At 56.6% G+C, this 9,747-nt stretch carries 8 protein-coding genes and 2 pseudogenes; 4 read left to right on the forward strand and 6 right to left on the reverse strand.

The genetic code is table 11. The features are described from left to right. The 3 genes from P3T43_RS33850 to P3T43_RS33860 all read right to left on the reverse strand — a co-directional run bounded on the left by P3T43_RS33850 (position 1) and on the right by P3T43_RS33860 (position 3,787). Positions 1 to 627 (reverse strand): hypothetical protein, encoded by a 627-nt coding sequence (locus tag P3T43_RS33850; protein WP_429285351.1) that lies wholly within the window; start codon positions 625 to 627, stop codon positions 1 to 3. A 1,341-nt stretch (positions 628 to 1,968) separates the two neighbouring features. Then, positions 1,969 to 2,169, reverse strand: coding sequence for a hypothetical protein (locus P3T43_RS33855; RefSeq protein ID WP_429285352.1), 201 nt, complete (start codon positions 2,167 to 2,169; stop codon positions 1,969 to 1,971). Continuing rightward, positions 2,159 to 3,787, reverse strand: coding sequence for an anti-phage dCTP deaminase (locus P3T43_RS33860; RefSeq protein WP_429285353.1), 1,629 nt, complete (start codon positions 3,785 to 3,787; stop codon positions 2,159 to 2,161). The genes P3T43_RS33855 and P3T43_RS33860 overlap by 11 nt, the downstream gene beginning before the upstream one ends. 388 nt (positions 3,788 to 4,175) lie before the next feature. Here P3T43_RS33860 and P3T43_RS33865 point away from each other — a divergent pair, with 388 nt between their 5' ends. Continuing rightward, positions 4,176 to 4,877, forward strand: coding sequence for an IS6 family transposase (locus P3T43_RS33865; RefSeq protein WP_429285354.1), 702 nt, complete (start codon positions 4,176 to 4,178; stop codon positions 4,875 to 4,877). A gap of 92 nt (positions 4,878 to 4,969) precedes the next feature. Here P3T43_RS33865 and P3T43_RS33870 read toward each other — a convergent pair whose 3' ends face one another. Further along, positions 4,970 to 5,680 carry a hypothetical protein gene (locus P3T43_RS33870; protein WP_429285355.1) on the reverse strand — a complete coding sequence of 237 codons (711 nt, stop codon included), beginning with the start codon at positions 5,678 to 5,680 and terminating at the stop codon, positions 4,970 to 4,972. Further along, complete coding sequence (locus tag P3T43_RS33875) at positions 5,677 to 5,976, reverse strand: SDR family NAD(P)-dependent oxidoreductase (RefSeq protein ID WP_429285356.1); 300 nt, start codon at positions 5,974 to 5,976, stop codon at positions 5,677 to 5,679. Before P3T43_RS33875 ends, P3T43_RS33870 begins: the two co-directional genes overlap by 4 nt. A 127-nt stretch (positions 5,977 to 6,103) precedes the next feature. On the opposite strand from P3T43_RS33875, the gene P3T43_RS33880 reads away from it, so the two are divergent. Both P3T43_RS33880 and P3T43_RS33885 read left to right on the forward strand, forming a co-directional pair. Continuing rightward, a complete protein-coding gene (locus P3T43_RS33880) occupies positions 6,104 to 6,718 on the forward strand; it encodes a TetR/AcrR family transcriptional regulator (protein WP_429285357.1) in 615 nt (204 codons plus the stop codon). A gap of 274 nt (positions 6,719 to 6,992) precedes the next feature. After that, positions 6,993 to 7,385: pseudogene (locus P3T43_RS33885) on the forward strand (RidA family protein). A gap of 295 nt (positions 7,386 to 7,680) precedes the next feature. Here the strand turns inward: P3T43_RS33885 and P3T43_RS33890 are convergent. Then, positions 7,681 to 9,405, reverse strand: coding sequence for an NAD(P)/FAD-dependent oxidoreductase (locus P3T43_RS33890; RefSeq protein ID WP_429285358.1), 1,725 nt, complete (start codon positions 9,403 to 9,405; stop codon positions 7,681 to 7,683). Positions 9,406 to 9,592: 187 nt separating this feature from the next. Between P3T43_RS33890 and P3T43_RS33895 the strand changes: the two are divergent. Then, positions 9,593 to 9,747 (forward strand): annotated as a pseudogene (locus tag P3T43_RS33895) (IS6 family transposase); the annotation flags it as partial.

Genomic DNA, 9,747 nt, shown 5'->3' on the forward strand with positions numbered 1-9,747 from the left:
TTAATTCAAACGATCGATTTTCAGCGTGGTAGCTGAAGTGCGTAGTTGATTCATGATTGCCTCAACATCTGAAGCCAGAGATAAAACTTCGGCTGTACCCTCAAGCTGTCGAGCAAGCCCTGTAGCATCCTCAGTATTGCCATACGCATTCTCTTCTTCCGAGTCAAGATAAAGGATACCCACGGGCGCACTTTTCTTACCCGTCTTCTCTAAGGCAGAACCCCGAAGGAGTACACACAAAAAAGAAGGCCTGGCCGAACGTGATTCTTGCGCTTCGTTCCAAGTCATACCCCAGTGTGCCACAAGCGCCTTCGGCGTATCCTCCGGCGAACCGCCAAGTCGAAGTGCGTCGCCTTCGCCGAGGCTTTCCTGCTCCCGCCAAACACGACCGATGATCCCGAACCGTTGCGAAAACCGCCTGCCGCTACCACTTCCACTTGGGCAATAGTCAAGCAACTGGTATAGATATCCGTCAAATACAATGTCCGGGACGTGAATAGTCGCTCTCCAATTGCGGGGCAGACGTAAAAGATGCTTCGTTTGCAGTTGGCGAAGCGTATCTCCAAGTCTCAGATTCAGCTCTCTTGCGCCGACCTGCCGGTCATATTCGCCTTTGGCGGCACTCACGAATCCTGCGTATGAGTCCTTGAAGGAGGCTTGTACCTCGCGCGCGCGTTCAGGACTGAATTCAAACTCGACTCCGCCGCCTTTGAATTTTGTAACTCGGGCTAACGCTGAAGGAAGCCACCCACGTCCGTAGTAGCAGATCGCGAAGAGAATCAGCAGCGCCCAAACTAGCTTATCCAGCTTGTCGAAGGTCGCCCTAAGAACATCATGCCAGCCAAATGTCGAGCAATCACACTCCTTCCCTTGCGAGTCCCCCTTTGTGTTTGACGCGGGGACAGGTGTAGATGCCGCGCCGGACGAAAAGGCACCGCTCGCGCTCACAGGGACTTGCGGGCCCGACGTCTGAATTGTGACCGAGCATATTGCCTCATTGACCGATTCCCCTCGCCCCGGCTTCTCCGGGTGGCTCGGTCGCTTTATCGTGTTTCCTTGCTTCGGGTCGGTCAAACATCGCGCGACATCTGTCGCTGCATTTGCCCGCGATGCACTCGAGCACATCGCTCCGAGAAGGAGCGCCACTGTAGCGAGCAGCCACCGATAAGCCGCAAGCCGTCGGTGTATGTTTGTGTATTTTTTACTCATCTGGCATCACTGCTGGCGGTTGAAGGGGCGACAAGTAGCATCGGATGATAAGACTTTCTTTACTCTGCTAACAGAATATCGAGCTGTTAACCGTCGAGACGCTTGCACCGGTCAAACATGAACGTAGTCAGCAGGCCCGCTAACTGGAGGCCCATCGGGAAAAGTTCGCGCTGCACGTTGTCCGCTGACCAGTGGGACGAGAACGTTCGCGCATCCGAAAATGCGCGCAAGCCAATAGCCGCTTCTGGCCCAACCCACGTCAAAATTCGAAATGCGACGGTTTTCGGGGGATGTTTTTAGCTCCGTCCCCGAAGTGACTCTATCTTTAGACCACACTGAAAATCTCGGTGCACAAGGGTTCGGCAGGGTCACCTCAGAGAAGACTTCCTGTAAAGAGCTTACCTCGTCCGGGAAGCTACGAAGCCAACGGCGAGCGCTTTGATATGCCGGTTGCCGCCAAACGTGAAAGGCCTTATCTGGCCGACACCGCGCGACATTTGGCTTTCTTTTTTGCCCCCTCCCCGCCTGCGGGGTTTGCTTGTGCGGCGGGTTTTGATGCGCGGGGTAGAGCGTAAGCTGCAAGCCGATCAGCGCGGATCTCACGAGGCACAGTGATACGTTTTGACGCGGGCCCTTACGAATCAGTGGCACTGCGACGCAGGGTGAACACCTGATCACTTTCACCGACAAGTCGGACTTCCGTCGCGTAGCCATGACGCGAATGAGCGGAAAGCAAAAAACCGCCCGAAGGCGGTTCTTTTACTTTACCAAGTCAAGGATTCGTCTATTTATCGCATCGACGTCCTGTACCGAGTCGGAACTGTCCGCTTGCGAGTTATTCGAAAACACAACTCGGATAACACTCGCCGAAGATTTTAAAGTAGGTTTTTGAGTTTCAATCGACAATGCAGAATGACGATTAAAATCAAAAGATGCTTGCTTGTCATCTTTATTTTTCATCTTCATCTCCTTCCGACGATTTCACTAGACCTTGCTCCTTAAGCGACTGCGTAACCATTGCTTCCAATTTGTACAAAGCCTCAAGCGATTTCTCGTGCCTCGGCTTCCGCTTAGACTTCTGTGTCTTAATTAGCTTACCAGATTCCTTCCTCTTTGTCGAGCCCATTTCAAAAAGTTCGAGGAAGCATCTTGGCGCAACGCCTTCATATGCCAAAATGCGAACCTTCTTTAAATCGGATGAATTCTCGGTTAACGCATCACTATGTAGCTTAGTTGCAAGACTCTTTCGATAAGGTTCTATATAATAAATATCCTTAATTCCTGCTGCGATTATGTGGCGAGCGCAAGAATGGCATGGATATGTCGTACAAAAAAGGCTTGCGCCGGCAATTTTTGAACCAGCTATATAGCCTGCATTAATAATGGCGTGCATTTCTGCATGCACAGCCCGCGAAAATTCTATTAAGCCTTTCAGGCGCGAATTGTTTTTTATATTTTCAATAAGTTCGCTTTTCTTCGATTTTTCCACAAACCCAGATTTAATTAATTCACCAGAGATCAGTTTTGCTAGTTCGGTCTTTTCGTGATCGTTGTAGCACTTCTCTCCATTGTTCCAACAGCGCTTGTCCTTTGTGTCGTCGGACAGATACAGGCCGCCGCCGAATTTAGGTACATCGTTCCAGCCGACCGACAAGATATGTCCGTGAGCGTCCGCGATCGCGGCACCGACTTGCCTCGACAGGCAAGCAGAATTACTGGCAGCGGACCATGCAGCGTACATCGCTGCTTCATTCATGTGTGGCGTTACGACACTTCCCTCAAATAGTAGGCTTGCGAATCGTCCCACTTTTTGCTTAATCTCGTCGGCAGAATTGTCTTCAACACGAATAAAGAAATCTGCCTTGGGAAAAGTATCAGAAACCGTTTGCCCGTGCGCAATCTCCTCTCCGGAATCTCTGTCGATCAGGGTATATACTTCCGTCGACGTCATTCCCATGGCTTCAAGGTTTTGGGCGCGCTGTTCTGGCGAGGAGAAGACGCCGATGAAGAACATTATTTCAGAGTAAACTAAACGAAATATTTCCAGTTCATGATTATTTTTTATTGAATCAATTATGTAGCACTTCCGACGAGACTGTGGTGGCTTATTGGCATCCGTCGCGGCTATTCTATCAAATATGATCTCGTAAATTGCAAGTTCGGCGAGAACACGCTCACCATACTGACCGCGAAATTTATTTCCAAGTTCAATTAGACTATTAATTCTCTTGAATTCTGACGATTCGTCTACAGTCGCATTAAATACTTCCGGGACTTTCCGGCTAAGAAATTCACTTAATCTAATGACCTCTACATCATATCCGTATTCGTGACTCAATATTTCCGCTATTTCTTGGCCAACCCGCTTAATAGGGGAACCAATGGGGCCGCATAATGCAATAACAAGTTCCTCGGTTTGAGTTTTCTTGACGCTAGCCCTTGAGTCGGATGTTCTCCTGAAGTTGACAATCTGCGTCGCCGGCTGTGCGTTCATCTTGGCCCCCGAATAAAGATTTTTTGCCGCGCCGGTTTTCCGAATGGCGCGACCTTGGTTATTTACTGGACAACTATAGTACATGCCTCAGCGTTGAGCGAGCGACCACACACCGGTCTGTTCGCGTAGCCGGCCACCCCGGCGCCGCAATTGGTGGAAGCGAATCAGTTGCTAGGCGCGACATCGGAGAAAAAAGCAATAACTTGAGCCCGGTTGGAACTCCAAAGGCTGGTGTCGGATGACTAGGCTTGCAGTGAGCTTCGGGAACGCCTTAAGAGAAAGGTAACCGGTGTAACTAGATCATCAAAAGCCATATAACCGGATGATTCTAAAAGCAGATTCTGGCTGCCCTCAAAAGGTAACTCGGAGTGACCGGTTACGCTTCAGTTACCCTTAGGTTATCTTTTTCGGTTCTGTTGCAGTAAGGCGGTCCGCTATGATGTGCGGAACGACACGAACGACTGAAAGCTCGATGAAGACGTTGAGTCCGGCGGTGGCCCGAGTGCTCAAACGCCTGCATTATCCGCTCGAGCTGGTCCTGACTTGCGTGCGCTGGTACGTGGCTTATCCGCTGAGCCTGCGGAACCTTGAAGACATGATGGCTGAGCGCGGCGTTTCGCTCGATCATTCGACTGTGCACCGCTGGGCCATCAAGCTGTTGCCGGTGCTGGAGAAAGCGTTTCGCCTTCGCAAGCGGCCGGTTGGCAAGAGCTGGCGGATGGACGAGACGTACATCCGCGTCAAGGGCGAATGGCGGTATCTTTACCGGGCCGTCGACAAGGACGGCAACACCATTGACTTTCTGCTCCGCACACATCGGGACAAGACCGCAGCCCGACGTTACTTTGAGAAATCGATCGCCCGGAATCGCGTGCCCGAGACGGCGACCATCGACAAAAGCGGCGCCAATCTCGCCGCGCTCGAAGCGATCAATGCCAATAGTGAAGCGCCCATCAGGATCCGCCAGTCCAGATATCTCAATAACCTGGTCGAACAGGACCATCGGGCGATCAAGCGACGCACGCGACCCATGCTGGGGTTCAAGACTTTTCGCTGTGCCCGGATCCTTCTGGCCGGCATCGAACTGATGCAGTTGATCACCAAAGGACAGATGACGTGCGCTCGCGGAACCCATCCGTCCGCCGCTGATCAATTCTACGATCTCGCAATATAAGCAGTACTTCGCATATCGATCTCGGTCGCCCCTCGAACCTTACCGCGACAAAGCCCGTTTTTCTCCATACCGTTCCATAGTGCTTTCTTCCGTTAGGGTTGTCTTGCTAGTTTTGAACTGTCTTGTACGCTGCTTGGCGCAGAGGATGCGAGGTTCGGCAAGTTGACGCCGGAAACATTGACGATGGCCTGCCACGCGGCTTCCTGATTAGCGCCATCGAGGAGGTGTGATTGGCGCTGCGCCTCAATTGGGCCTGTCAACTTCCCTTTAGCCGAGGCGAAGAATTGCCCTGAGACGTCGGTTCCGAACTCCGACGCATGAAGGTACCGACGGGCCGCGGTCTCCGGCGTCTGATTCATGCCGGGAATGAGGCTCACGATTGGGATCATTAGATATTTCACCGCCCAGCCAACGTTTCGCCCCACATTGGTGGCGGTCGCCGCACCGGGCGAGACAGCGAACACGGCCATGCCAGGGGGTAGTCGACGTGCCAGCGCCGCAACCCACCAGGCGATCATGAGCTTCGCGTCGGCATACGCATTGTTGGGTACATACTTCACGTTCGGCTCGTTGCGCAGCAGGGCTTCCATAGCAGCGGTCAGGTCGCCTCCGTGGTATCTGGCAGCGAGTGCGTCCACGTCCGTGTACTTGAACATGGGTACGCCCCCGCGGGCGGGTTCCGCGCTGGCAATAACGATCCGCGCATTGGGACTTAGCAGGTTGGCGCGGAGTAACCCGACAGTTAATTGATGATGGCCGATGAGCGGGGCCTGAGAAGCCTCGACGCCTGCCGCAGTGATCACCCGCTTCTTACCTGGGACCAACCCGGCATTGAGCACAGGAAATCAATCGGCTGGCCTCGCTTGACGAGTTCGGCGAGGGCGGATTGAACGCTGGCCGGCTCGTCCAGCTCCAGTTCCTGCGGCGTGAATACTTGAGTCCTGGTCTGAGCCGCGAGCTGAGCGACCGTTTCTTGAACCCGCGCCAAGCTGCGCCCGGTGACGATGACTTGCCGGTAGCCGTTGGTGGCGAGCAAGCGGGCTGCCTCAAAACCGACCCCTGAGGTGGTGCCGGTGACGAGCGCAATTGATTGTTTCATGAGCGTCTCCGTGTTAAGCGGTGATGATGGAGTCGTAGGGCCCTGCGAGGCCAGGATCGGCTTGATAATTTAGAACTATTCGGTTATAAATTGGTGCAGCAGGAGTTGTCAAGGAGTTTTAAACTAAATGATTCAAAATACCACCAGGCCCGTGGGCCGACCGCGCAGCTTCGACGAGACGGGGGCGCTGGAAAAGGCGATTCAGGTGTTCTGGTCGAAAGGCTACGACGGAGTGACGATTGACGATCTCGTCGCCGGGATGGGTGTCGGACGACCGAGTCTGTATGCCGTCTTTGGGGACAAGCGGACGATATTCTTGCGCGCCCTTAAGGTGTACGCAGAACGGAAAGGCGCATTAGCCGCGAAGGCACTCCTCTCACCACAGGGTCTTCGCGACTCGCTCACGGGTTTTCTGAGGTACGCCGTCGAAAGTGCGACCGAGAAAGGGTCTGCCCGGGGCTGCCTCATGATATGCGTCGCGCCGCTTGTGAACGACGCTGAGGTTCAGCGGTTCCTGCAGAGCGCGGTCGAGGGCGGCGTGGCGCTGGCGGAGCGTCGTTTCCAGGACGGGATCAGCGCGGGAGAAATCCCACCTGACTTTCCCGTCGCCGCGCGCGCAACCCAGGTCACTGACCTGGCGCGTGGGCTGACCATGCGTGCGCAGATGGGCACGCCGCGCAGGACGCTCCTCAAAGATGCTGAGGAAGCGGCCGACCTGGTTCTCCTGCCCCGGCGCGCCTGACCGGTAATCGGAAACGGTTCACTGCGAAATGACCATGTCCCGTGTCGCGAAAACTGAACCTCACGCCGAACCTGTTCCGTATCATGGCACAAAGCCTCCAGGCGCCGAACGGATGAGCCGCCCTGCAGGGCGCGCTCTCCAAAACGCTCGACATGAAGACGCTCGAAGCCATTGCACTGGCCGTGCCGCAGGCCAACGGCCCCAGTATTGTCTCAGCGCCCACGGCTACGTAGCCACCGAATGACCGCCCATCCCATCACTCAAGGAGGAACACATGGCTCGCGAAATCATCCGTGTTGAACCATTGTCCAGCTGGCTCGAGCGTTGGAAAGCACCCACCTCCGTTGCCACGCGTCACGGCGACACGCTTTACGTGTCGGGTTTGCCGCCATTCGATCCGCAGACTGGCGAGGTGCTGGATGCGCCAATCGAACAGCAAACCCGACGCGTGCTGGAGCAACTGAAGCTCTGCGTCGAGACCGGCGGATCGTCGCTCGATCAGGTGCTCAAGTGCAACGTCCACTGCACGTCCGTCTAGATGTTCCCGATCGTCAATGAAATCTATGCACAGTTCTTCGGCGCCCAGCCACCGGCACGGATTTTCGTGAATGTGCCCGCATGGCCCGGACGTTTCGATATCGAGATCGATTGCATTGCAGCGGTTTAAGCCGTGTTGCGCTCGACCATGGTTCGCTCAAGCCGAGGCACAGATCGATGCGTCCCTGCGCGATGAGATTAACGAGCGCAGTGGCAACATCATGCGGTTTGGGCGCATCCACAGAGCCGAACAGACCACCCAGTTATTCTTCGAAACCGTCGGTATGGCCGCAACATCGCCGTAGCTGTCGGCTCCGGCCATACCGGCAGGCTTCTGACCGAGTTGCTTCGGTCGCGAAACGCGCACGTGCCACGCGTTGATCCCTGGATTCCATCACCACCTCATCAACGGTGGACTCGCCCTATCAATCCATCGTCTTGTCCCGTGTATCGCCGGTAATCAGCCGGGTGCTGCGCCGGTAGGTGAGATACGCCCAGAGCCAATCGAGAATAACAATGGCCCGGTTCCGTCCGCCGACGAGGAAGGCGATATGAATTGCGCCCCAAAACCACCACGCGGGCTCCCCCCATACGCGAAGTTTGCCGATCTCGGCAACCGCCGCCTGACGTCCGATTGTGGCAAGACTGCCAAAATGCCGGTAGCGAAACGGCGGCGGCGGGCGCCGCCCCCCAAGACTGGCCGCGATCACGCCGGCCACATACAGGCCCTGCTGTTTGGCCGCCGGTGCGAGACCAGGAACAACTGCGCCGCGCCATCCCAGACAGGATGCCGTGTCGCCGATCGCATAGATCCGTTGCAGCTCCGGCACGGACAGGTCGGCGCCCACGGCAAGCCGTCCCGACGGATCAGCGGTCCCGTTCAACCATTGAGCCGCAGGCGACGCTGCCACGCCCGCGGCCCATAGAACGGTGCGTGCGGCGATGCGCTGCCCCCCAATGTCGACACCCTCGCTGTCGACGCCCAGCACCCGGGTGTCGAGCCGGACCTCGACTCCGAGCGCTCGCAGTGAGCGTTCTGCTGCGCCCGATAGCGTAGCGGCGAAAGTGGGCAGGATGCGCGGGCCCGACTGCAACAGGATCACGCGAGCGCAGGCCGGATCGATCTTGCGATATTCCTCGGCCATCCCGTGCCGGGCCAGTTCGGCGATGGCACCCGCCAGTTCGATGCCGGTGGGACCGCCGCCGACGATCACGAAAGTCAGCCACGCGGCCCGCTCGATCTCGCTCGCCGCGCTTTCGGCTTCCTCGAACGCCCGCAACAGGCGACTGCGCACGTCGGTCGCATCTTCGATACTCTTCAGCCCCGGTGCAAACGGCGCCCAACCGTCCTTGCCAAAATAGCTGTGGCGAGCGCCCGTCGCCAGCACCAGATAGTCGAATTTCACCGATAGCGTGCCAATATGTACCTCGCGCGCGACCGCATCCACCCCCGTCACCTGCCCTAGCCTGACCTGAACGTTGCGCTGTCGCCGGAACAGGCTGCGAATCGGCGTGGCGATCTCCGCGGGCGACAGCGCGGCAGTGGCCACCTGGTAGAGCAGCGGCTGAAACAGATGATGGTTGCGCTGGTCGATCAGTGTGACCCGACAGCGCGCATTGCGCAGCCCCTGCGCGGCTGCGACGCCGCCAAAGCCGCCCCCGACCACGACGACATGCGGCAGATCCTCCGGGGCGGAATCGTCTTCCTGCAATCTGGTGTCCGCCCACCGGTCAAGCAGCCAATCGACGGAAAATGCGCCACCGCCTGCAACCGCAAGCACAAAAAGAAGAAGCAGGACTGCCAGCCGGTCGTCGGTCGACATGGCGATACCGGCCAGCGGCACCATCACCGCGATGACCAGGGCGGCCAAGCGCGTCGCGCAGCCAAGCGTCAGCGCCAACGCGAGCGCCGCCGCACACCAGGCTGGGTGAGCAAGAGAGGTCGCCGTGGCGCCGAACATCGATTTCTGCAACCACGAACCCGTTGGCAATACGAAGCTAACGAGCGAAGCGGCAAAACCGGCACGTATGACTAACTGAAGAGGCGGACCCAGATAGCGTTCGAACCAGACATAAAGCCCACGCGTGAGCCTTATCGGGCGAAATGGAATCCATGGCACACCGCGCCCCAGAAGATTGTCGACCGACATGGGGCCCGCGCCACTTACGATGAGCCAAGAAAGAAGCGCAAGTTTGGCTCCCTGTGCGCCCACCGCCAGCGCACCGTGACTGCCGGCGATTGTCTCGATGAGCAGCACCAGTGCAACAGGAGGTTTTGTCGCGCTAAGGAGGCAGGAGTAAAATCGAAGTTGATATTGGCCCGAAGTGAAGCGTGAGATGAAGAAGGCGACTGCGAGACAAACCCTGCCTGCCGGCGTAGCGAAGGTACTCAAGCGGCTGCACTATCCTCTGGACGTGATACTTCTGTGCGTGCGGTGGTATGTGGCCTACTCGCTGAGCTTGCGAAATCTCGAGGAAATGATGGCCGAACG

The sequence above is a fragment of the Paraburkholderia sp. GAS41 genome (assembly GCF_050436545.1).
In the GTDB taxonomy this organism is placed as follows: domain Bacteria; phylum Pseudomonadota; class Gammaproteobacteria; order Burkholderiales; family Burkholderiaceae; genus Paraburkholderia.

Coding starts and splice junctions, on each gene's coding strand:
- P3T43_RS33855 (WP_429285352.1), bottom strand. CDS start 2,169: ATGAAAAATAAAGATGACAAGCAAGCATCTTTTGATTTTAATCGTCAT.
- P3T43_RS33860 (WP_429285353.1), bottom strand. CDS start 3,787: ATGTACTATAGTTGTCCAGTAAATAACCAAGGTCGCGCCATTCGGAAA.
- P3T43_RS33865 (WP_429285354.1), top strand. CDS start 4,176: ATGAAGACGTTGAGTCCGGCGGTGGCCCGAGTGCTCAAACGCCTGCAT.
- P3T43_RS33875 (WP_429285356.1), bottom strand. CDS start 5,976: ATGAAACAATCAATTGCGCTCGTCACCGGCACCACCTCAGGGGTCGGT.
- P3T43_RS33880 (WP_429285357.1), top strand. CDS start 6,104: ATGATTCAAAATACCACCAGGCCCGTGGGCCGACCGCGCAGCTTCGAC.
- P3T43_RS33890 (WP_429285358.1), bottom strand. CDS start 9,405: ATGTCGGTCGACAATCTTCTGGGGCGCGGTGTGCCATGGATTCCATTT.